Source organism: Streptomyces sp. NPDC127084 (assembly GCF_042724175.1).
Classification (GTDB): Bacteria; Actinomycetota; Actinomycetes; order Streptomycetales; family Streptomycetaceae; genus Streptomyces.
Window position 1 is genome coordinate 1 of sequence record NZ_JBHXFA010000057.1, and the last position, 21,038, is coordinate 21,038.

Here is a 21,038-nt window from a genome sequence, read left to right on the forward strand (position 1 = left end):
TCCGCGAGGCGTTCCACCACGGTTTCGTTCCACACCTTGGCTTCCTTCTCGGGGATGACCGCGAGAACGTCCGCCAGCAGCGTGGACGTGGTGGCATCGGCCGGTTCGAAGTCCTCGCCCAGGGCGTGGCCGGAGAGCGTGCTGGCCTGCTCGCGCAGCGTCCGGGCACGCAGGGCGATCACCTCGGCCTTGGGAGCGTCGATGTTGGTGGCGCCGACGATGCGGGCATCGGCGCCTTCGCCCATGAAGTAGCAGATGCCCTTGTCCGCCCACGAGAACATCGTGGCCCGCACCCCACGCCGGTAGCTCGACGTGCCGAGCACCATGTCGTTCTCGACCTGACCCATCACCTTCAGACACCAGCGAGCCGACGCGTTCGCGCTGATCCCCGTCGGCAGGGACTTGGCGTCCGGGCGCTGCGTGGCGAGCAGCAGCACGATCCCGGTGGCGGGGCCGCGCTTGACCAGATCGGTGCAGATCTGCTCCAGCTCCTTGCCGTACTTCTCGTGCTCGAACCACTTCTGGCACTCGTCCACCCCGATCACGATCGGGTGCAAACCAAGGGACTTCTTGTCCGCCAGCACGCTGGTGACCTTCGACTCCGGGCACATGTCCCGGGGCAGGGAGCGGATCATCTTCGCCCGCCGCCGCAGCTCCTCCTGCAGCGCCCGCAGGTCCGCGAGGGCGTATTCGATGTCCTCGTCTTCCTCCCCTGCCCGGTGCCGATACGAGACGGCGTCGCCGACCGGGTCGAGGTCGCCGGTGCCCTTGAGGTCGTAGGTGTGCAGCTCCGCCCGCGGATCCAGCGCGGCGATGAGCAGCAGCAGACGCAGCAGGAAGGTCTTTCCCATGCGGGGGATGGCACCGATGATCCCGGCGATGTACATGAGCGTGATCTCGATCCAGCGTCCGCGCTGGTCGGTGCCGAACGCGACCGGCTTGAACAGGTCCACCGAACCGGCCTTCAACAGCGGCCAATCGGGCTTGCGCACCGTGGACATGTCCTGATCGCCGACCCACAGCACCAGACGACCGGTGTGCTCATGCGTGACAGCCTCCGGCCACACACAGCCCAGCGGGCGGCGCAGCCCGGAGGCGAGACGCTCGCGGCGCTCGATGATGTCCGTGACCGTCACCCCGTGGGGCAGGTTGCCTTCCGCGCGCCAGCCGGGCCCATCCCGGGTAATCGGCGCGGTGAACTCGAACCCCTCCTTGCCCTTGGCCTGCGCCTGATTGATGGCAGGGATACCGAGCGAGCCGAGCGCCCGCAGCACGATGTCACTGGTCAGCTTCATCGCCTTGGGCATCTCCACCGCCCGGTGGATCACCGGAGCATCCGCCTGCCGGCCCTTCCATCCCAGCGCCAGCACCAGCGCGGACACCGACAGCGCCTGAAGCCACCCAGGGGCCAGCACATAGAGGGCGAGCGTCGCACCCAGCCCGACGAACATCGCCAGCACCGCGACCAGGGTCCGGAGTCGGACTCGTCCGTCGCGCTGCCGGGACAGCTTCAGGTAGTCGGCCGCATCCTCGCGGCGGACAGCGGCGAGGCGGACCGGCTCGCCCTCGCGGTCAGCTACCCACCGCATCGTCCCCCCGACGAACCGGGCCGCACCGGTCGGGGCCTGGAAGGCGAGGCGGACGGCGTAGACCGGCGAGCGCAGCGCGTGATACCCGGCAGCATGCGCGTAATGCCGCGCCACCCACGTGGCCGCGGTCTTCAGCTCCGACGTCGACCGCAGCCACACCGGGACCACATCCCGACGGCGGGCGCCCATCAACCGACCCAGATACCCCGGACCAGCCACCGCAGCAGTCGGCTGGTCGACCAACACCGTCGCCGACGGGTCGCCCGACCCATCCAGGTGCGGGTCGGCGGTCGGGTCGGTGGGCGAGTCGGCCGACCCCGTACGCGCCGACCGCGCCTTGCTCAGGTCGACCACATCAGCACCCGAGTCAGGCACGAAGTCGGCGGCCATGTCAGCTTCCAGTCGGTTGAACAGTTCGTTCTCATCGTCGCGATCCACTGAACGTCCCTCCCTGGGAACGGAGTCGAAAAGGGGCCCAGATGCGCTTCGGTCGGGGCCCGCTGTGGTCAGGCGGCGCGCTGTTCCTCGGGGTAGGCACACGGGACGCAGGTGCCGAGCGTGGGCGGGATGACGTACCCCGCGTCCGTGTGGCACTGGGGGCAGGTGCGGCGGGCGAGGATCGCCAGGGCGAGCGCACCCCACTTGCGCGACGTCATCGGCCGCACCGGCTTCGCGAGCTCGATGCGGTACAGGTGGGCGACCATCACCCCGCCCCTGCGGCGGGGCGAGCGGCGCATGAGCTGCGCGGCGACCGGTTGTCCGCCGGGACGTAAGCCGTGGGCGCGGAGCTGGCGGCGGGTGGCGTAGCCGTCGGGGGCGAGACGCCACGGGTAGGTGGGGATGCCGTAGCGGGCACCGGTCGGGTCGTAGCACGCGGCACTGCTCATGCCGCCGCCCCCTCGAATTCGGCGAGGCGAGGGGCGTCAGTCCGTTCGGCGAGCAGCGCATCCCGCACGGTGCGGGAGTTGGCTGCCGAGCAGCGCAGCACGGTGCGGATCTTCTCGGCGTTGATCTCAGCGTCCGACCATCCGGCAGTGGCCTCCCGCGCCTCCGCCAGCAGCTCCGCCGCCGTGCGCGTGCGCTTCGTCTTCGTGTTCGGCTTCCGACCTCGGCTTCGGCGCGGTTTAGGCGCCACGTCGTCCGGCGCTACCGGCTCGGGGTCGGGGTCCGGCTCGATGTCGACCGCGGCGGGGGCGAGGTCCCCGAGCTTGAGCAGCACCTTGGTGCGGTGCGGGGTGTGCCTGCGCCACCCGCGCCCGTATGCCTCGCGCAGATCAGCACGCGCGAGCTGCCGCTCCTTCTCCCGCGACAGAGCCTCGCTGTAGGAGGTGATCTCCCACAGCGTCATCCGCCGCCACAGGGCGAACGTGGAGGGGAAGGCGAGCAGCCACCGCCCGAACCGGATCTTGTCCATCCGCCGGCCGGTCGCCGCGCCGATACGGACGGCGTAGATGTGGGCGCCGATCTCGGAGAACACCACCCACAGCAACGGCATCGTCCCGTGGGCCACCCTCGCCCACAGGCCATGCCCAGCAGCCACGTTCAGCCCGCAGGTCACCAGCGTGAGCACCCAGGGCACAAACCGCACCCAGGCCAAGGCCATGTCCATCCGGATCAACAGCAGGTTCGCCACGGTGAACACCGGGATCGCCACGTCGATACCGACCGGCAACATCCACGGCTCACCGAACCCCCACCGGGCCGCAGCCCCGGACACCGCGTCGAATGACGCCACCAGGCCCAGAGCGCCGACACCAGCGGCGGCGAGCGCGCCGACACCAGCAAGGCCCATCTCGGGCTTCGTAAGCGGCGGCACCGCCAACCGCTCCATGCTCGTCGTGGCCGTCATGCCGCCACACCCCCGCGGCCACGCGTGCGGTACCGGGCCACCGAGCGGCGGACCAGCGGGGTGACGTTGAACAACTCCGGCGCGAACGCCTCGATCGCCTCCGCAGCGACCCGGGACACCTCGTCCGGCAAGCCCGGATAGTCGGCAAGGATGTCGCGGGCCGCATCCAGACGGGCCGCGCGCTCCATCTCACTCTCGCCCTCCACACCCAGCCACAACTCAACCGGGGTACCCAAGGCGAGTTCAACGAACTCTGTGGCCGTAACAGCTACATGACCAGCAACGATGGCTTTCATGGGTCGTGCTCCTCTCAAGCGGGAACGGCCCGAACAGCACCCCCGGAGTAGCCGCTCCGGGGGTGCGCGCCGTCGGAACCAGGAATCCGGCTCCCCTCAACCCCGCCCGTACGACCCATGGCCGGACGGTCGGAGGAGGCAACCGGCCGCGGCTGATGCCGCGGAAGTCGAAGTTGCGCTGTTCAGCACGCGGGACGGAATCCCGCGCACGCCGCCTGCTTGACGCACAGGAGAGGCGGCGAATCCTTGGCACTCTTTTCAGTTCTCAAGGAGCGATCAGCGCAGGGCCCGCGGCGTGCGGCAGAAGCCGCCTTCCGACTGCCGCAAACGACAGCCATACGGGCAATCCCGAGCCATACGTGCAGGTCAAGCGGTGTCACTTGAAACCGCGAGGAGTTGCTGACTAGCTTGCACTAGTCTGCTGTGGTTCACAACCCCTGTGAGGTGATGCGCTCTAGTTCGCTGTGGTGGGTACGCTCAGAGCATGACTGCCACAGGAGGACCCAAGCCGAAAGCGGTGCAGGTCGCGGACGCGCTTCGCATAGACATCGAGAAGATGAAGCCGGGAGACAAGCTCCCGTCACAGCGCGAGTTGATCGACCGGTTCGGATTCGCGAGCCAGACCATCCAAAACGGCTTGGCTGCGCTCCGCACCGAAGGGTTGATCGTGTCGGCCGGGAACCTTGGCAATTTCGTCAGCGACGGGGCTCCTTCCCCCAGCAGCGACGTACGCGACGACATCAAGGAAATCCGCTCCCAGATTCAGGCTTTGGCTGAAAGGGTCGCAGCACTGGAAGAGCACTCCGGCCCAGGTGGCGCGTGATCTGCAACCAGCATGCAGGGAACGGGAGTTGAGAAGTAAGTGACAGCAGGGGGACGCCGAAGCGGAGGTGGGGGCATGCCCAGTGACACCCCCCTGTCCCCTTTCCTGTCCCCCCGGCTCACGGGTGAGACTCGGAGTAGGCACTCGGAGGAGGGCATATGACCGACGACAGGCCCGCATGGGCGCGGCGGATCGTTGCCGAGCGGACGGCACGCGACTGGTCGCAACGTGACGCGGTTCGGGCCCTGCGGGCACACGCTCCCACGGAGCTGCCTGCAGAGGACAGCATGATTCGCCAGTGGAAGCGGTGGGAGTCAGGCCAGACCCCGAACGACTTCTACCAACCGATCATTGCGGCGCTCTTCGGCACAGTCACGCACGCGCTCTTTCCGGCGCCCTCACGGCGCGACGGGGATCGAGAGATCCTGGCAGCGTCCGGCATGGAAACGCTGGAGATCGTGAGCCGTCTCAACCGGTCCGACGTCGACAACGCCACGCTCGATGCCCTAAGAATCACGGCGGACCGGCTCGCCTCGGAGTACCCGTTCATGCCAAGTGAGCAGCTTCTCCTTGAGGGGCGGCAGTGGCTGCGCCGTGTCGTCGAACTCCACACGAAGAGCCTCACACTCACGCAGCACCGCGAGGTTCTCGCCCTATCAGGTTGGCTCGCGCTGCTGGTCGGCTGCGTCGAGTACGACGCGGGCGATCGCCACGCCGCCGAGTCGACGCGACGGGCTGCACTGTCGCTCGCGACGGAAGCCGACCATGCGGAGATCGCCGGGTGGGCGCACGAGATGCGAGCATGGTTCGCCCTTACGACCGGTGACTACCGCGGCGTCATCGCCGCGGCGCAGGCCGGCGCCGAGGCGGCGGCACATCACGGCGTGGCGGTGCAGCTCGCTGCCCAGGAAGCCAAGGCATGGGCACGGCTCGGAGACCGTCGGCAAGTCGAGGTCGCCCTGGACAAGGGGCGGCGAATGCTCGAAGGGATGCCGCACCCCGATAACCTCGACAACCACTTCGTGGTGGACCCTGCCAAGTTCGACTTCTACGCAATGGACTGCTACCGCTTGGTCGGCGAGGACAAGCTCGCACGCACGCTTGCCGAAGAGGTACTGAGGGCGGGAACGGACTTCGACGGCACCGAGCGCTCGCCGATGCGCAACGCCGAAGCCCGCGTCACGCTAGGCGTCACAGCGGCCCGCGAGGGCGACTTGGAACAAGCGCTGATCATGGGTGAACGAGCCCTCGAAGGGAACCGTCAGTCAGTGCCGTCCTTGATCATGACCAGCCGTGAACTTGCTGCCGAGATGCGGCGCCGGTACAGCTCTGAGCCGACGGCGCAGGACTACCTGGCACGACTTCGCGCGCTCGCCGAGCAGAAGCCGGGGTTCATGCCTCGATGAGTGCGCTAGATCCAGTTCACACTTGTTACTCCTCCGGCGGCTACGGCCTTCAGTCATGTGCGAAGGAGCGATCACACGGGAGTCCGTGCTCAAGACGGTCGTTGAATACGACGAACTAGGACGAGAGGCATTCCCGTCCAAGTACGGCTTCAGCGAGGCCCGTTGTCCTCGTACATGATGAGCGGGAGTATGACTCGAAAGCGATCTCCGGAGTAGCTCACAAGTGGGTACAGGGGCGGGCACTTTCCCCGGTGAGTTCAGCGGCAGCAAGGACCATGCAGGCGCCTGGTTGAAGCGCCTGGGATTCCCAGTGATCATGTCCGGCTTCGTGGTGTAAGCGACCTTGCTCGATGTGTTCCGGTAGGCCGCGCGCCGACCACCCCGTGGGACATGGCTCCCGAGTCGCACAGTGACTGACCTGCCGTCAGCACCATCCGCAGCCTCGCACCGCGCCGATGCGGGATGGCCTGCGGATTCCGGCGCCTTGATCCACTACACCGCTCAGCGGGACGCCATCCTTGCATTCCTCCACTTGAATTATGGAATCGGAATTTCCTGTTCCGATTTCGAGGCAGCAACCCTCCAGCCTGAACCACTCTGCGTAAATTCTGTTTTGCGCACCGTGGCGACCATGTGTACGATCAAGATCAACGTGGGGGTGATTTCTCCACGAAAAGGGGAGGGAAAATGAAGAGAATGACACTTACGCTCGCCATGGCGGGCGTTGTTGGGCTGGGGGTTGCGACGCCAGCCTCCGCTGACGGTAATTGTGGCTACTACTGGTCGTGCTCTACCACGACGCACGGGATGCTCACCGTGGGGATATCGAGAAGCGCTCGCGTGGACTATGGCAACATCGGTGTCTCTTATGAAAAGAACTCCGGCAGCGCCATCACCGCGAAGTTCGGGCGATCCTACAACGGCGGTCCGATCGTCTACGCCGGGCTCTTCAACCAGAGCGCGGGTACTACGAAGAGCACCTCCTGGAAGGATTCTTACTACTACCCGGCCTGCTATTCCGCAGTCGGCTACATGTCCGTAGTGGGCCAGACGACCTTCAATACGCCTCCTGCCACAGGCTGTTAAATAAGCTGCTAAACCCGGGGGCCCGCCTTTGGGCCTCCGGGCATGCATTCTTTATGGGGTTATCATGATAGGTGCCATTCTCAACGGAAACCCGTGGATTGTCCCGGCCTTCCTGATTACGGGAATCCTGGCATCCGCAGCGGCGGTGTACCTCGCGAGCAGGTACGAGCGCCCCAAGGCGCTGTCAATTTTCTTCGGCCTTTCGGTTTCCGGTGAGATCACCGCCACTTTGTACCCGAGTCATATCGGGGTCGGAGCTTCTGGTGTGTGCACGGTGAACAAGGACCTGCTGGGGCCTTTGGCTACCCAGCAGGGACTGATGAACGTCGCGCTCTTCATCCCTGTGGTCTTCTTCGCCACGTTGCTCCTACGGCGTCCCGCAGTCTGCTTGGCAGGAGGGGTGCTCCTTTCCGGAGCCACCGAACTGGTACAGGCTGTCACCGCGCACATCGGGCGTTCCTGCACTTCCGAAGACCTTGTGGCCAATTCGATCGGGGCCGTAATCGGTGCATTTGCCGCGGCAGTGGTAGGGCGGCTGCGCCCCTACAACGGTCTCCAGCCTGCCGGACAGCAAGCGGACCTCACACTCGGCGTGAAGATTGGTGCCGCCGGTGGTGCGGTGATCTTCCTTGTAGCAAGTCTCGTGGTGACACCTGTTGTCGCCGGTTCCGAGTTGGTCACCGCTGGCAGCACGGACAAGGAGACGGCAGAGCGCGTAGTGCACCAGGTATTCGGATCCCAGAGCGAGATCACATCTGTGCAGACGGTCGCGGGCCAGCACGGCCAGCCGGACCAAACCCTTGTCAGCTTGAAGGACGGAACCCTCGCCTTCACCGCCGGAGCAGAGTTCATCACCGGATCCACCCTCGCAACTTCCCTCCCCGGAGTCACCAACAAGCCCCTCAAGAGGGACGCTGACGCCACTACGCAGGCCACGGCGTTTGTGCGCAGCCGATTCCCCTGGGCCCTGCGCGGGAGCAAGGCTGTGGCCAGGCCGGCGTCCGCCGGCAGCGCGCAGCGCATCGTGGCATGGCGTGCCTACGTCGACGGTGTCCTCATGCCCATGCGCATGGACGTCATCGTGGAAAGGGACGGGCGTATCTCTTCCTTCACGGGCAGGAATGAGTCGGCACCCGCCACGCCGCCTGCACATCCCGTCACGCTGGAACAGGCTCGCAAGGCGGCCGAGCGGCACCTCCAAGGCCAAAGTGAGTTCAAGGAGGCGCAGATGCTCATGCAGAAGAACGCTCAGGGTGTCTGGGAGACTCGCTGGGCCGTCAACTTCCTCCTCTCCTCGACAGAGGGGAATGGCGGGGAGGCGCCCGCCGGACCCAGTCCTGTCACGGTGCTGGTGAATGCCAAGACAGGAGAGGTGATCGGGAGTCCGGGCTAATCTACGGGAGTGACCGAGCGGTCTCCGCAGTGCCATCGCCTGGACGCAAAGCGGTCGGAGCCCAAAGCACACCTGGGAGCGGCCGGGGGCCAAACGGGGGGCCAAACGAGACAGCCGTCCCAGGACCGTCCCGGACGGCAATGGACTGATCTGTAGCCGAACGAGCATGTCAGTGAACAGGTGGCAAGGCGACAAGGAAGCCTGATCGCGTTCGGGACGAAGAGGTCGTGGGTTCAAATCCCGCCACCCCGACAGGGAAACACCAGGTCAGGCCCGGTGCTGAGAGATCAGCACCGGGCCTGACCTGTTTCTCAAGGGCTCTCTGGAGAAATCCTGGAGAAGATCTTGGAATTCGTCTCCAGGACAGTGTCCTACCGGCGAGCCTTCAGCAGCGCGTCGAGGGCAGCCACGGGCGAGCCAGGACTCATTGCCCGGCGTGCGTCCAACGCTTATCGGCCAGCGTCTCCACAAGATCGGGATCCGACCCCGGCAGGACCGCTCCACCGCACTGTTCACCCTCGCCGCCGAACTGCCCGCCGCCATCCTCGCCCGGGTACTCAGCGTCCACATTCAAGTCGCCGTCCAATGGCAGAAGGCATCAGCCGGCGACTGGGCCTCTTACGCTGCCGATGTCAGCCGCCGTGTCCCGGAGAAACAATGAAGCTACCCATCACCATCCACCAAGCACGCCTCGGATCCACGGAGTTCAAGGTCATCCGACCAGCCCGGCCCCTGGTCCACGCCGTGCTCATCGACCACGATCGTCACCTGGATACCTACCTCGATCAGGACGCCGCCCAGCGAATCGGTGGGCTATGGAAGCTCGCTGCCTCTTCGCCGCGCTCGCTGGTCCACCTGCCGATGCGGGGGAACCGTGGCCCCTCACGCGAGCTGCCAGAAGACGCCACACGGCAGCTTGATCTCGTGCTGCTGCATCACTCGCTCCAGTTCGCACCCTCACGCTGGAAGGAAATACGAGGACGGCTCGGCCCAGGGCGTCCGCAGACCGTGACGCTGCCCGGCCCAGGACACACCGACGAAGCCGTGATTGACCACGAGGCACGGCACTACCAGGAGAACCGGGATCTGTTCCACCAGCATCTCCACGCCGAGACCCTGTTCATGACCGGCAGCGCGAAGGTGTTCAGGGACACCGCCCGGCACTTCTTCGACGTCGCCCGAAACGGCCCCGGATACGTCCCCGTCCATCCGAGCTACCCGCATTTCTGCACCGAGCTCCACTCCAACGACGGCATTCTCGGCGACGCGCGCGAGATCCACATCGAGTACTGCGACCAGTGGAACTCATAACCCTGACCGACAGGACCCCGCCGACCATGACGTTCAACGATCACCTCCAGCATCTCGTCGAGAGAGCCCTCGCATCCATCCCGGCCGCCAACGCCGGCGACATCTACGCTGTCTCCTTCCTCATCGACAACGAGGACGACGACCCTCGTCAGCCGACCTTGACGATCGGCTACAACACTGAAACTCAGGCCCGACGCAGCATCCAGGATGCCTCTGACCAGGCAGAAGCCCGCTGGAACTACGCTTTCTGGATCCAGAACGAGCTGGCTGTGGTCGGCGACCTGACCAGCGACCCCGCCGGGGCCACAGCTCGCCAGGAGTGGATCACCGAACTCGGACTTTGGTACGACGAGCCGACCGACCTCGCCGACTGGGATTCAGCCATCGGGCCACTCGCCGCGCAGATCATGGACCGCTTCAACCAGACCTGCTGCCAGCTCGCCCGAACCCTCCATACGACCGGCGTCATCGAAAAATCTGTCGGCCGAACCGTGCCGGTGATCGTCCACGAGTTGGAGTACTACGAGGCGATCGCCCGTCAGACCGAGACCGCCAACCCGCCCGGCCTCGCCGACGAGTTCACCTCATGGGTCCGCCATGGCTGAGGCATTCGGACAGTTCCAATACCCGACTCCACCATTAGCCGTCTACCCCACCGAGACCATCGAAGCCCACCGCGCCTGCATCACCCGCCGTCGCACACTGCGCCCCGCCGAGGAGGACCGCACCCCCACCGACGCCGAGTGGGAGGACTTCCTCGGCCATTTCGAACGCCGCAAACTCTCCGTCGGCACCTGCGCCCGCGCTTACGGCACCGCCTGCATCCACGAGCACGCCTGCGTCCGCTGTTCCCTCCTTCGCCCCGACCCCGCGCAGCGCGGCCGGCTCGTGGAGATCCGCGACAACCTCCTCGACCGAATCGTCGAAGCCGAGGGCTGGCTCGGTGAGATCGATGGCCTGCGCGTCAGCCTTGCCGGCGCCGAAGCCAAGATCGACCAGATCGACGCCGTCTCCGGAGGTATGCCGAACAACCTCGGCATGCCTCGCCAGGCCCCCGCTCAACCCTCCCGACAGAAAGGAGCAGCGCACCGCTGAGACAATGACGGGATGATCAGCAATGAGATCCGGTTCGACTGCCATCCCCGAGGCGACGCCGGCCCGCTCGTGGTGGTCCCTCACATCGACGGAGCACCACTCACCGAGCTGATCGACGGATTCGAGATCTCGGCCAAAATGGAACCTGCAGGTGATGCCTACGGCGGCCTGACCCTGGCGTTCTTCCGGTTCGGACCGATGCAGGACCACTTCCTCGGACGGTCCACCAGCGCCATGGGGCCGAAGACACCCGTCCTCGGTTGCGAATGCGGCGAGTGGGGATGCTGGCCGCTCATGGCCCGCATCACCGCGACAGCCGACCTCGTGACCTGGGGCGCCTTCGAGCAACCACACCGCAAGACTCGCGGTTACGTGTCATTCGGCCAGTTTCAGTTCGACCGTCACCAATACGATGACGCCTTGCGGACCCTGAGTTCGGTAATCGGCTGAGGCCAACGATTCGTGCGCATGGGCGCTGCGGCCACACCGTCCGGCTGCAGATGGAGCCCCGGGACCGGGGACAACGGCACGGTGACTCACTATCACTCGCCAGCCAGGGGCAGGCTGTGCCACCAGTGACCGCATCCGTCGGAGCAGAAGCGTGCTCGGCGCCGTTCGTCCGCGACCGCGAGCACCGCGACCAGCAGGCGGAACGCCTTACGGCGTTCGTCGACAGGTGTGAGGTCGATGATCTTCTGAAGCTGTTGCTTGATCTGGCCGCGGGTGATCAGCACCGCGGGCGTGTGCGTCGGGCGCAGCCCGGAGCGGCGGACGCTCTCCGGCCCGTCTTCGGTAACGGCACGGGCCTGTATGCAGTGCTCGCGCAGGAACTCGGGATCACTCCGGACGTCACGCACAACCGCATCCTGGCCCGGGACGGCAGGCATGCGCCACAGGTTTGCCGACCTCCTCGACGGAAGGCAGTCACTGGTTCAGAGAAGTGACCAGGCCGAAGCTGATGGCGCCGGACCAGATGGGGCGGGGCATGACGAACCTCCGTGGCCGCCCCGAGCGAAGCCCAGCCTACGGCGTCCGCCACCCAGCGCACGGTGGAGCCCATGGTCAGGTGCCTGGTGGTGGGTTCTCGACATTCGCGCAGGATGTGGCTGCTGCTTCGTCGTCGCCAGCGCGAATGTAGGCGGTGGCGGACTGCTCCCATGCTTCTCGAACCCGGGACGGTTCGGCACCGGATGCGTTCAGGGTGGTGGCGAACTCGGCCCATGCTTCTCCGGTACGCGCCCAGTCTTCTTCTTGGGTCAGCATCGCAATCGCATTCTCCCCAGCTGCGATCGCTTCCGCGTATCGCTCCAGGCCTCGACAGGCGGTGCCGAGGTTGTTCCAAGCGTGGGCTTGGCCGTAGGTGTCGCCGGTCTGCTGGTAGAGGTCGAGGGCGGTTCGGTGGGCGTCGAGTGCTTCCGCGTGGCGCTTAAGCTCTCTGAGTGCGATGCCGAGGTTGTTCCAGGCAATGGCTTGGCGGTGGGTGTCGCCGGTCTGCTGGAAGAGGTCGAGGGCGGTTCGGTGGGCGTCGTGTGCTTCGGCGTGGCGCTTGAGCTCTCTGAGTGCGGTGCCGAGGTTGTTCCAGGCAATGGCTTGGCGGTGGGTGTCGCCGGTCTGCTGGTAGAGGTCGAGGGCGGTTCGGTGGGCGTCGTGTGCTTCCGTGTGGCGCTTAAGCTCCTTGAGTGCGGTGCCGAGGTTGTTCCAGGCAATGGCTTGGCCGCGGGTGTCGCCGGTCTCCTGGAAGAGGTCGAGGGCGGTTCGGTGGGCGTCGAGTGCTTCCGCGTGGCGCCGGAGCTCCTTGAGTGCGCCGCCGAGGTTGTTCCAGGCGCCGGCTAGATTCAAAGCGTCACCGAGTGCCTGGCAGGCTTCGAGTGCGTGGGCGCGGACGGTCACCAGGTCCTGGAGTCGCCGTCGCCACTCCAGGTAGCGGCCGAGGGTGAATCCTAGGTCCAGGGCTGTCTGGGTGCGGGCGTGGGTGTGGGCGGTGGCGAGGAGGTTCTCGCGTTCGGCGTCGAACCACGCCAGCGCCTGCTCCCGTCCGGCGAACAGCGTCGACACCGCCTCGCCGGGCGGCTGAAGGTGGGTGTCGGCCGCTTCGGCGTGGCGGACGTAGTGGTCGGTGAGTCGGGTGCGGGCCGTTTCGAAGCGCCGACGGGGGACACGGCCGCGGTCCATGGTGGTGCACGCCTGTTCCTGGGCGTGGACGCGCAGGAGGTCGTGCATGGACCAGCGGTCGCGCGCCTGGCTGTTCTGGGTGAGCAGGCGTGCTCGGACCAGCTGTCGCAGCAGCGGGGTGATCTTGTCGGCGGGCTGGTCGGTGAGGGCTGCGGCGGCGTCAGTGGAGATGTCCGGGCCGGGGTGGAGACCCAGGAGGCGGTAGAGATCGGCCTGCTGGTGGGTGAGGCGGGTGAGGCATTCGTCGAAGACGGCGCGCAGGTTGCGTTCGCCGTCGTCGAGGCCGCCGAGGCGGGTGCCGGCGTCGGTGAGCATCCGCACCCGCTCGGACAGCGGCTGGTCCCGGTCGTCGGCGAGGAGAGCGGCGGCGATCTGCAGTGCCAGGGGCAGGTAGCCGCAGAGCGCGGCGAGTTCCTCCGCGGCCGCGGGCTCGTCCTCGACCCGCCGGTCGTCGGGATCGGCGACCTCCAGCCGCTGGTGCAGGAGGTCGACGGCGGCATCCGGCTGGAGAGGGTGGAGGTTGAACAGGCGGGTGCCGAGCCCGGGCAGGGCGTGCCGGGAGGTCACCAGCACTGCGTGGTGACGGGCCGGCAGCAGCGGCCGGACCTGCTCCGAAGTCGAGGCGTTGTCCGCCAGGATCAGAACCCGCTGCCCCTCCCTTCCCAGAGCGTCGAGTTGGGACCGGTAGAGCCCCTCCCGCTCGTCCAGCGTGGGCGGAATGTGGTCGGCCGCGACACCAAGGGCTCGCAGCAGCGCCTCCAGCGCGTCCTCCGGCGGGACAGGGGTCGGGTCGTAGCCGCGCAGGTTCACCATCTGCACACCCGTGAACCAGCCCTTGTCGAGCGCGGCATGCCCCACGGCATGGGCGAGGGTGGTCTTGCCCACGCCCGGCAGCCCCGCCACCGACCCGACCGCCGCACCCGAACCGCTCCCGGGATCGAGCATGGACAGGAACTTGGCGATCTCATCCTCGCGGCCGGTGAACTCCAGCGGCAACCCTGGAAGAGAGTTCAGTGCCGTCGGCACCGCCGCATACGCCTGCACGTTGATCTTCGTGGTCTGCGTCCCGCTACCGAGCACCTGACTGCGCTCGAACGACGCCCCCGCAAAACTGCTACCGACCCGTTGTCCCTGCTCGGGACGCTTGTCCTTCTTCCTGCCGCTCTTACGCTTGCCGGACCTGTTCCTCGCCCCCATGCCTGCCGCCCGTACCACTACCGGTTGATCGTGTTGTTCTGCGTGCCGCTGCCCAGAACCTGACTGTCGGTGAATGTCGCATTGCTGAAGTCGTTGTGCGTGGTCTGCACCGGGGCCTGGGCGTACGCCTGCTGGACCAGAGCCTCCAGCTCCGCAGCCACCTGCTGCCGCTCCTCATCCGGGAGCTGCTCAAGAAGCATCTCCAGACGGGTCTGCCAGCGGGTCACCAAGACAGTCTGCACCCGCTCCGCCCAAGCGCCGTCACCGGCCGACTCCAGCTCGGCCCGGGTCTGATCGAGCCGCTCAAGCTCGGCCTGCTCCCGACCCGACCCGCCGCGGCCAAGGATCCGCGCGACACCGCTGCGAATCCCAGCCCACGCATCCGTCCCCGCCGCCTGCACGATCGCCCCGCCACCCGCCGCCGCCACCGCGATCAGTCCCTCGACCAACACGACAACACCCCACCCATCAACGGACAAGAAGCCCAGCATAGGACGAGACCCCCACCCGATCAGCCGAACCACCAACCAAGCGCCCGGCCTGGGGTTTTCTCGTTCAGCGGATGCGGCGGCGTGAGCGGGCCGCGAGGCTGTCGAGGGTCTCACCGATTGAGCAGCCACCCTGATTCCCAAGCTCAGAGCGTGAGTTCGATTCCCGTCACCCGCTCCGGCCAGCTTGTCAGGACGGTGACCCGGGGCTCTTCTGTTGGCGAGATCGGCACGGAGCTCTTCTTCGCGCTCAGCATGTCCCATGAGACATCGTGTCGATCACGAGCCAAGCGCTGGACCTGGGAAGCACCGTCGCTCGCGAAGCCCCGGGGAACATCCCGCCTCAGCAGCCGCCTGACACAGCTGAAGCAATCGCCTCAAGGCGCGAGTCCTCATCTCGCGTGGGCGACCTGCCGGGGCAGCGGCCGGTGCGGCCGCCGCTTCATGGTCAACGTAAGGAACCAGTGGCATGACGGTGGTGGTCATCATGCGCGGTGGGGCTTCGGTATTCGTGGCGGACGGGACTTTTGCGGTGCGGCAGGGACCGGTCACCACCGCCGCCCAGCTAGTTCAGGACGAAGCTCCGCAAGCACAGTAGCGTCCCGCCGAGGAACAGACGTGCAGCTTCCTGTGCGCAGACGTGGTGCGAATCTGCAGCCCTTCCGACACGCCGACTTGGAGGTTGTGGCCTGCAGCTGGTTTCGCAATGCCAGCCCGCCCCTCCGTGACCCGGCAGACACTGCAAGGCGATTTGTCCGGTCGCTGGAGCGCAGCAGACTGTCCGAACTCGCCCGCGTTCCACTGATGACGGCGATGCTCTGTCAGCTGCATGCCGCCGCTCCCGACGAGCCACTACCGGCGGGGCGCAGCGAGATCTATCACGACTTCGTGCGTTTTGCTGGTTCAAGCCCGCGGATGAGGCGCGGCCGCAGAGGCCGTCGCCTGCTTCCGACCGAGCTTCTCCAGGACGCGGTCGCGGAGAAGCTCGTACTCCTCACGAAGCCTGGGCCATTCGGTCTCAGGCGGGCGGGGTATCGCGATGCCTCCAGTGACGATCTCCTCCGGACCGAACTGTTCACGGGTGAGGTCGACCTCGACGCCCATTCCCAGGCGGTTCCACCAGTGATAGTCCACGCGTTCTCCGTTGACGTGGACCTCGCCCCGGATCAGCTCACCGCCCAGCAGGTCGTTGACCACCATGGCGGTCACTCCACACTGGTCCCGGGCTGGATTGTCCTTGTTCCAGCGCGATCGGTATTCAGGCGTGCACGTCTCGGCGCTCCAACTGCTGCGAACGGCTCGCTCGATGTCGGTGATAAGCAAGGGCGTCATACCGCGGATCCTGACAGGAGGCACTGACAATCAGTCGAGCCAGCGCGGTCCGGCGGCCGGTTGCGGGAGAGACGCGGACACGACGAAAGCCCTGGGCCTCGGCATATCCGCTCCTAGAGGGGAATGGTCACGTCATCGCGCGGTGCCGGCGTCGAAGGGGAGCTCCAGCATCCGGATGGCGTTGCCGCGCAGGATCTTGTACGCGACGTCCTTCGGGAGGCCCGCCACATGCTCGGCCGCCACCTGCTTGGTGTGGGGCCAAGTCGAGTCGACGTGGGGGTAGTCGGTCTCGAAGGTGGCGTTGTCCACGCCCACCGTCTCGATCGCCTCGATGCCGTGCTTGTCACGGAAGAAGCAGCAGAAGATCTGACGGTAGTAGTACATGGACGGGGGTTCCGGGATCACGTCCTTGACACCGCCCCAGGCGCGGTGCTCCTCCCATACGTCGTCGGCGCGCTCCAGGGCGTACGGAATCCAGCCCATCTGGCCCTCGCTGTACGCGAGCTTCAGGCGCGGGTACTTCACGAGGACGCCCGAGAAGAGGAAGTCCATCATCGATGCCATGGCGTTGTTGAAGCTCAGCGCCGCCTGTACGGCCGGGGGTGCGTCCGGGGATGCCGCGGGCATCTGGGAGGAGGAGCCGATGTGCATGTTGACCACCGTGCCGGTCTCCTCGCAGGCGGCGAAGAACGGGTCCCAGTAGCCGGAGTGGATCGAGGGCAGACCCAGGTGGGTGGGGATCTCGCTGAAGGTGACGGCGCGAACCCCACGGGCTGCGTTGCGCCTGATCTCGGCGACGGCGAGGTCGATGTCCCAGAGGGGGATGAGGCAGAGCGGGACCAGCCTGCCACCGCTGTCGCCGCACCACTCCTCGACCATCCAGTCGTTGTAGGCCCTGACGCAGGCGAGTCCGACCTCCTTGTCCTTGGCTTCGGCGAAGGTCTGGCCGCAGAAGCGCGGAAAGGTGGGGAAGCAGAGCGACGCCTCGACGTGGTTGAGGTCCATGTCCTCCAGCCGGGCTTTCGGGTCCCAGCAGCCGCGGCGCATCTGTTCTCGTGTGATGCCGTCGAGGGTCATCTCGTCACGTGAGAAGCCGACAGCGGCGATGATCCGCTTGTACGGGAAGAGCTCGCCCTCGTACTCCCACCAGTCCGTGAGCTGCCCCTCGGGATCCGTGGTGAACCGGTACCTGCCGCCGATGTACTCCAGCTCGCCGATGCCTGCCGTGAAGGGCTTCGGGCCCCGGTCGCGGTACTTGGCCGGGAGCCAGGTCTCGAAGAGGTGTGCGGGCTCGATGACGTGGTCATCCACGCTGATGACCTTGGGCACGTCCACGGACACGCCCACGGACACATCCGCGGTGGCGTTCTCATCGGTGGTCACGTCGCCTACCCCCTGCCTCTCGAGCAATCTGACGGTCCATCAGATTCAGGGTATGGGGAGCGCCGGGAATGCCGCAAGGGCGTGACGAAGCGCACGCCGGAACCCTTGCGCGACCCGTCGCGCCGAGTTGAAACTGACGAACTGTCAGACGAGTAGGACGTACGGCGGAGGAGGCTGCGGGATGCAGACGATCTGGCTCACCGGTGCGGAATGGGTCGCGGTCCTCCGGATCGGACTCGGCCTGTGGTGGTTGGAGAGCTGGCGCCACAAGGACAAGAAGACGTGGTTCGGTGGCGGCGGGATCACCTGGGCCGCGGGGGTCGCCGACAAGCATCGCTGGGGCTTCGTCAGCAAGGGGTTCGACAGGGTGGTCAAGCCGCGGCCCCGGCTCATGGCCTACGTCGTCGCGTACGCCGAGTTGGCCCTCGGGCTCGGGCTGATATTCGGCCTGCTGACACCCGTCGCCCTCGTGGCCGGCCTGCTGCTCAATCTGATCTATCTCGCACTCATGATCCACGACTGGGCGGAGCAGGGGCAGAACCTGATGATGGGGCTGATTTCGACGGTCGCCCTGTTCGGTATGAGCTGGCAGACCTGGTCCCTTGACCAGGCGCTGGGGCTGTTCCACTGAAGTTATCCACAGGCTGAGGGCGCCCGGTGGCGGTGCGGCGCAGAATGGAGGACATGACTGAGATCACCGAGTCCACGTCGCCTTCCGGCCAACCCTCCGACCACCATTACGCAGCCCAGCACGCCGGTCAGTACGCCGGTCAGATCGCAGGCCGGCCCGAATCGGCCATGCCTCTGTGGGAGCAGCGTTTCCGCGCGCCGCGGGTCTCGCTGCCCGCCTGGGCGGAGGACGCGCCGGACCGCTCGCTCTTCGTGTCCAATGCCACGGGGACATACGAGCTGTATGCATGGGACCGGTCGACCGATGAGCAGCGCCAGGTCACCGACCGGCCGAACGGGACCACGGAGGGCGTTCTCACCCCGGACGGCGAGTGGATCTGGTGGTTCGCGGACCGGGACGGGGACGAGTTCGGGGTGTGGCTGCGGCAGCCCTTCCACGGCGGCACCGACGAGCCGGCGGCGCCCGGGCTCGACGCCTCGTACGGGGCCGGGCTGGCGCTCGGGCGGGACGGTACGGCGGTGGTGGGGCGTTCGACGGACGAGGACGGGACGACGATCCATGTCGTACGGCCCGGAGTTGAGCCCGTCGAGATCTACCGGCACCGGGAGTCGGCGGGCGTCGGCGATCTCTCCCGGGACGGGACCCTGCTGGCGATAGAGCACACGGAGCACGGCGACGCCATGCATCCGGCACTGCGCGTAGTCACCCTGGACGGGGTGACGGTGGCGGAGCTGGATGACACCAAGAACGGCACCGAGGAACTGGGCCTTGAGGTGCTCGGTTTCGCACCGGTGGACGGGGACACCCGGCTGCTGGTCGGCCACCAGCGGCGCGGGCGATGGGAGCCGATGCTGTGGGACGTCTCCTCGGGCGAGGAGACGGAGTTGTCGATCGGCCTGCCCGGCGATGTGAGTGCCGAATGGTATCCGGACGGGTCGGCCCTGCTGATCGGGCACAGCTTTGAGGCGCGCAGCGAGCTCTGGCGCTACGACCCGGTCGCGCGTGAGCTGGAGCGGGTGGAGACCCCGGCGGGCTCGGTCTCGGGTGCTACGGCCCGGCCGGACGGCACGGTGGAGTACGTGTGGTCGTCGGCGGCGCCGCCGCCGAAGGTGCGGTCCACGGCGGGGCGTGAGGTGCTGGATCCGCCGGGGTTGAAGGCGCCTGGGTCTGTGGGTGTTCTGGACGCCTGGGTGGACGGTCCGGGCGGGAGGATCCACGCGCTGGTGCAGCGGCCGACCGGAGAAGGGCCGTTCCCCACGGTCTTCGAGATACACGGCGGTCCGACCTGGCACGACAGCGACGCCTTCGCTGCGGGTCCCGCTGCTTGGGTGGACCACGGCTATGCGGTGGTCCGGGTGAACTACCGGGGTTCCACCGGATACGGGCGGGAGTGGACCGACGCCCTCAGGCACCGGGTCGGGCTGATCGAACTGGAGGACATCGCGGCGGTCCGCGAGTGGGCCGTGGCCTCGGGCTTGGCGGACCCGGCGAAGCTAGTGCTGGCGGGTGGTTCCTGGGGCGGGTATCTCACCCTTCTCGGCCTCGGGACCGAGCCCGACGTCTGGGCGCTGGGCCTGGCCGCGGTGCCGGTCGCGGACTACGTGACGGCCTACCACGACGAGATGGAGGCCCTGAAGGCGATGGACCGCACCCTGATGGGTGGGACACCGGAGGAGGTGCCGGAGCGTTTCGAGGCCTCGTCGCCACTGACATATGTGGACGCCGTGCGGGCACCCGTCTATATCTCCGCCGGGGTCAACGACCCGCGCTGTCCGATCCGCCAGGTCGAGAACTACGTGGACCGGCTCTCGGCCCGTGGCGCGGAGCATGAGGTGTACCGGTATGACGCGGGGCACGGATCACTGGTGGTGGAGGAGCGGATCAAGCAGGTCCGACTTGAGCTGGACTTCGCCGCCAGGCATCTGAATGCGTGAACCTCTCGTGGAACGCGGACAAGCCCGTCTTCGACTCCCCTCCTGAGGGCTGATCCTTGAGAACTGGATAGTGAAGTCAGGTGATCCTGCCCGGGTACGCGGGGGTTTTGGTCCCGAGACCCCCGCCGACCCGGGTACCCGGGTCCGGCGGGCTCGTGCGGGGGGCGGGGGTCGGCGCAAGCCGGGTGTTCCGTACCTTGTAGGGGTGTACCGGTTCCTGCTGACCCCCCGCTGGTGGGGGATCAACCTCTTCGTCGTGCTGAGCATCCCCTTCTGCGTGTTCATGGGGACCTGGCAGCTCGGCCGGTTCGAGGACCGCGTGGCCACCCATCAGGCCGCCGAGCAGCGGCCGGAAGGCGGCACGCAGGTGCCAGTGGCGCTCGATGAGCTGCTGCCGGTGGACGCGGAGACCTCGGGGCGGCAGGCGACGGCGACCGGGCGCTGGGGCCGGCAGTTCCTCGTGCCGGACCGGGAGCTGGACGGCAAGCCGGGCTCCTATGTGCTGACGCTGCTGACGACCGGCAGCGGCAAGGCACTGCCGGTCGTGCGGGGATGGCTGCCCACCGGGGGTCTGGCGCCCGCAGCGCCCGCCGGGGAGGTGACGGTGACCGGCGCGCTCCAGGCCTCGGAGACCTCCGGCACCTCCGGTGCCCACACTGCGGGCGGGCTGCCGAGCGGGCAGGTCGGCATGATCAGCGCGGCATCGCTGGTCAACCTGGTGCCGGACAAGGTGTACGACGCCTGGATCACGCTGCCCAGGGCATCGGACGGGCTCAAGCCGGTGCCCCCAGCGGCGCCCGGGGGTAGCACACTCGACCTGAAGGCATTCCAGAACCTGGGCTACACGCTGGAGTGGTTCGCTTTCGCGGGCTTCGTGGTGTTCATGTGGTTCCGCTTCGTCCGGCGTGAGGCGGAGGCGGCCCGGGACGCGGCACTGGGTCTCGATCCCGCCTGACCGCCCGACCACCTGATCCCCCGGCGGCACCCTGAGTCGAGTGTGCGAGGTGCTCAGCCGGTCCTGGGCCGCAGCCAGGGGGCGCGCGGGTGGTGGCG

The 21,038-nt window shown here is 67.1% G+C and carries 22 protein-coding genes; 13 read left to right on the plus strand and 9 right to left on the minus strand.

The window, feature by feature from the left end; genetic code table 11:
• From ACFWI9_RS15655 to ACFWI9_RS15670, 4 genes are all read right to left on the minus strand, one after another.
• Positions 1-1,979 (minus strand): cell division protein FtsK (locus ACFWI9_RS15655; protein WP_387162285.1); only part of this gene is annotated, 1,979 nt, incomplete at its 3' end.
• A gap of 116 nt (positions 1,980-2,095) precedes the next feature.
• The gene (locus ACFWI9_RS15660; protein WP_387162224.1) at positions 2,096-2,476 is read right to left on the minus strand and encodes an RRQRL motif-containing zinc-binding protein; all 381 of its coding nucleotides are present in this window, start codon (positions 2,474-2,476) and stop codon (positions 2,096-2,098) included.
• A complete protein-coding gene (locus ACFWI9_RS15665; RefSeq protein ID WP_387162226.1) occupies positions 2,473-3,438 on the minus strand; it encodes a DUF2637 domain-containing protein in 966 nt (321 codons plus the stop codon). The genes ACFWI9_RS15660 and ACFWI9_RS15665 overlap by 4 nt, the downstream gene beginning before the upstream one ends.
• Positions 3,435-3,734 (minus strand): hypothetical protein, encoded by a 300-nt coding sequence (locus ACFWI9_RS15670; RefSeq protein WP_387162227.1) that lies wholly within the window; start codon positions 3,732-3,734, stop codon positions 3,435-3,437. The genes ACFWI9_RS15665 and ACFWI9_RS15670 overlap by 4 nt, the downstream gene beginning before the upstream one ends.
• A gap of 484 nt (positions 3,735-4,218) precedes the next feature.
• On the opposite strand from ACFWI9_RS15670, the gene ACFWI9_RS15675 reads away from it, so the two are divergent.
• The 9 genes from ACFWI9_RS15675 to ACFWI9_RS15715 all read left to right on the plus strand — a co-directional run bounded on the left by ACFWI9_RS15675 (position 4,219) and on the right by ACFWI9_RS15715 (position 11,298).
• Complete coding sequence (locus ACFWI9_RS15675; RefSeq protein ID WP_387162229.1) at positions 4,219-4,557, plus strand: GntR family transcriptional regulator; 339 nt, start codon at positions 4,219-4,221, stop codon at positions 4,555-4,557.
• A gap of 158 nt (positions 4,558-4,715) precedes the next feature.
• Positions 4,716-5,963: an XRE family transcriptional regulator gene (locus ACFWI9_RS15680; protein ID WP_387162231.1), complete on the plus strand. Its 1,248-nt coding sequence runs from the start codon at positions 4,716-4,718 to the stop codon at positions 5,961-5,963.
• Positions 5,964-6,803: 840 nt separating this feature from the next.
• Positions 6,804-7,049, plus strand: a complete 246-nt coding sequence (locus ACFWI9_RS15685; protein WP_387162233.1) for a hypothetical protein — start codon at positions 6,804-6,806, stop codon at positions 7,047-7,049.
• A 64-nt stretch (positions 7,050-7,113) separates the two neighbouring features.
• A complete protein-coding gene (locus ACFWI9_RS15690) occupies positions 7,114-8,442 on the plus strand; it encodes a VanZ family protein (protein WP_387162235.1) in 1,329 nt (442 codons plus the stop codon).
• A 436-nt stretch (positions 8,443-8,878) separates the two neighbouring features.
• Positions 8,879-9,103, plus strand: coding sequence for a hypothetical protein (locus ACFWI9_RS15695; RefSeq protein ID WP_387162238.1), 225 nt, complete (start codon positions 8,879-8,881; stop codon positions 9,101-9,103).
• A complete protein-coding gene (locus ACFWI9_RS15700) occupies positions 9,100-9,753 on the plus strand; it encodes a hypothetical protein (protein WP_387162241.1) in 654 nt (217 codons plus the stop codon). Before ACFWI9_RS15695 ends, ACFWI9_RS15700 begins: the two co-directional genes overlap by 4 nt.
• Positions 9,754-9,779: 26 nt before the next feature.
• Complete coding sequence (locus ACFWI9_RS15705) at positions 9,780-10,358, plus strand: hypothetical protein (RefSeq protein WP_387162244.1); 579 nt, start codon at positions 9,780-9,782, stop codon at positions 10,356-10,358.
• Positions 10,351-10,848, plus strand: a complete 498-nt coding sequence (locus ACFWI9_RS15710; RefSeq protein WP_387162246.1) for an integrase — start codon at positions 10,351-10,353, stop codon at positions 10,846-10,848. Before ACFWI9_RS15705 ends, ACFWI9_RS15710 begins: the two co-directional genes overlap by 8 nt.
• Before the next feature lie 12 nt (positions 10,849-10,860).
• Complete coding sequence (locus tag ACFWI9_RS15715; protein ID WP_387162247.1) at positions 10,861-11,298, plus strand: hypothetical protein; 438 nt, start codon at positions 10,861-10,863, stop codon at positions 11,296-11,298.
• Between the two features lie 92 nt (positions 11,299-11,390).
• On the opposite strand, the gene ACFWI9_RS15720 is transcribed toward ACFWI9_RS15715, so the two are convergent.
• From ACFWI9_RS15720 to ACFWI9_RS15730, 3 genes are all read right to left on the minus strand, one after another.
• Positions 11,391-11,705, minus strand: a complete 315-nt coding sequence (locus ACFWI9_RS15720) for a DUF5958 family protein (RefSeq protein ID WP_387162249.1) — start codon at positions 11,703-11,705, stop codon at positions 11,391-11,393.
• A gap of 205 nt (positions 11,706-11,910) precedes the next feature.
• Positions 11,911-14,217: a tetratricopeptide repeat protein gene (locus ACFWI9_RS15725; RefSeq protein WP_387162250.1), complete on the minus strand. Its 2,307-nt coding sequence runs from the start codon at positions 14,215-14,217 to the stop codon at positions 11,911-11,913.
• Between the two features lie 17 nt (positions 14,218-14,234).
• Complete coding sequence (locus ACFWI9_RS15730; RefSeq protein WP_387162252.1) at positions 14,235-14,696, minus strand: hypothetical protein; 462 nt, start codon at positions 14,694-14,696, stop codon at positions 14,235-14,237.
• Between the two features lie 478 nt (positions 14,697-15,174).
• Between ACFWI9_RS15730 and ACFWI9_RS15735 the strand changes: the two genes are divergently transcribed.
• The gene (locus ACFWI9_RS15735) at positions 15,175-15,303 is read left to right on the plus strand and encodes a hypothetical protein (protein ID WP_387162254.1); all 129 of its coding nucleotides are present in this window, start codon (positions 15,175-15,177) and stop codon (positions 15,301-15,303) included.
• A 305-nt stretch (positions 15,304-15,608) separates the two neighbouring features.
• Here the strand turns inward: ACFWI9_RS15735 and ACFWI9_RS15740 are convergent, their stop codons facing one another.
• Together ACFWI9_RS15740 and ACFWI9_RS15745 are read right to left on the minus strand one after the other, a co-directional pair.
• A complete protein-coding gene (locus tag ACFWI9_RS15740; RefSeq protein ID WP_387162255.1) occupies positions 15,609-16,037 on the minus strand; it encodes a hypothetical protein in 429 nt (142 codons plus the stop codon).
• Positions 16,038-16,169: 132 nt separating this feature from the next.
• The gene (locus ACFWI9_RS15745; protein ID WP_387162257.1) at positions 16,170-17,420 is read right to left on the minus strand and encodes an amidohydrolase family protein; all 1,251 of its coding nucleotides are present in this window, start codon (positions 17,418-17,420) and stop codon (positions 16,170-16,172) included.
• A 181-nt stretch (positions 17,421-17,601) separates the two neighbouring features.
• On the opposite strand from ACFWI9_RS15745, the gene ACFWI9_RS15750 reads away from it, so the two are divergent.
• The 3 genes from ACFWI9_RS15750 (at position 17,602) to ACFWI9_RS15760 (ending at position 20,940) form a co-directional block, all read left to right on the plus strand.
• Complete coding sequence (locus ACFWI9_RS15750) at positions 17,602-18,051, plus strand: DoxX family membrane protein (protein ID WP_387162260.1); 450 nt, start codon at positions 17,602-17,604, stop codon at positions 18,049-18,051.
• A gap of 167 nt (positions 18,052-18,218) precedes the next feature.
• Positions 18,219-19,985 (plus strand): prolyl oligopeptidase family serine peptidase, encoded by a 1,767-nt coding sequence (locus ACFWI9_RS15755; RefSeq protein ID WP_387162288.1) that lies wholly within the window; start codon positions 18,219-18,221, stop codon positions 19,983-19,985.
• A gap of 205 nt (positions 19,986-20,190) precedes the next feature.
• Positions 20,191-20,940: an SURF1 family protein gene (locus tag ACFWI9_RS15760; RefSeq protein WP_387162262.1), complete on the plus strand. Its 750-nt coding sequence runs from the start codon at positions 20,191-20,193 to the stop codon at positions 20,938-20,940.
• Positions 20,941-21,038 lie beyond the last annotated feature (98 nt).

Excerpts from the sequence above, each read along its gene's own strand:
- ACFWI9_RS15680 (WP_387162231.1), top strand. The coding sequence starts at position 4,716 with ATGACCGACGACAGGCCCGCATGGGCGCGGCGGATCGTTGCCGAGCGG.
- ACFWI9_RS15725 (WP_387162250.1), bottom strand. The coding sequence starts at position 14,217 with ATGGGGGCGAGGAACAGGTCCGGCAAGCGTAAGAGCGGCAGGAAGAAG.
- ACFWI9_RS15740 (WP_387162255.1), bottom strand. The coding sequence starts at position 16,037 with ATGACGCCCTTGCTTATCACCGACATCGAGCGAGCCGTTCGCAGCAGT.
- ACFWI9_RS15670 (WP_387162227.1), bottom strand. The coding sequence starts at position 3,734 with ATGAAAGCCATCGTTGCTGGTCATGTAGCTGTTACGGCCACAGAGTTC.
- ACFWI9_RS15715 (WP_387162247.1), top strand. The coding sequence starts at position 10,861 with ATGATCAGCAATGAGATCCGGTTCGACTGCCATCCCCGAGGCGACGCC.
- ACFWI9_RS15705 (WP_387162244.1), top strand. The coding sequence starts at position 9,780 with ATGACGTTCAACGATCACCTCCAGCATCTCGTCGAGAGAGCCCTCGCA.
- ACFWI9_RS15665 (WP_387162226.1), bottom strand. The coding sequence starts at position 3,438 with ATGACGGCCACGACGAGCATGGAGCGGTTGGCGGTGCCGCCGCTTACG.
- ACFWI9_RS15735 (WP_387162254.1), top strand. The coding sequence starts at position 15,175 with ATGACGGTGGTGGTCATCATGCGCGGTGGGGCTTCGGTATTCGTGGCG.
- ACFWI9_RS15710 (WP_387162246.1), top strand. The coding sequence starts at position 10,351 with ATGGCTGAGGCATTCGGACAGTTCCAATACCCGACTCCACCATTAGCC.
- ACFWI9_RS15755 (WP_387162288.1), top strand. The coding sequence starts at position 18,219 with ATGCCTCTGTGGGAGCAGCGTTTCCGCGCGCCGCGGGTCTCGCTGCCC.
- ACFWI9_RS15675 (WP_387162229.1), top strand. The coding sequence starts at position 4,219 with ATGACTGCCACAGGAGGACCCAAGCCGAAAGCGGTGCAGGTCGCGGAC.
- ACFWI9_RS15750 (WP_387162260.1), top strand. The coding sequence starts at position 17,602 with ATGCAGACGATCTGGCTCACCGGTGCGGAATGGGTCGCGGTCCTCCGG.
- ACFWI9_RS15690 (WP_387162235.1), top strand. The coding sequence starts at position 7,114 with ATGATAGGTGCCATTCTCAACGGAAACCCGTGGATTGTCCCGGCCTTC.
- ACFWI9_RS15660 (WP_387162224.1), bottom strand. The coding sequence starts at position 2,476 with ATGAGCAGTGCCGCGTGCTACGACCCGACCGGTGCCCGCTACGGCATC.
- ACFWI9_RS15700 (WP_387162241.1), top strand. The coding sequence starts at position 9,100 with ATGAAGCTACCCATCACCATCCACCAAGCACGCCTCGGATCCACGGAG.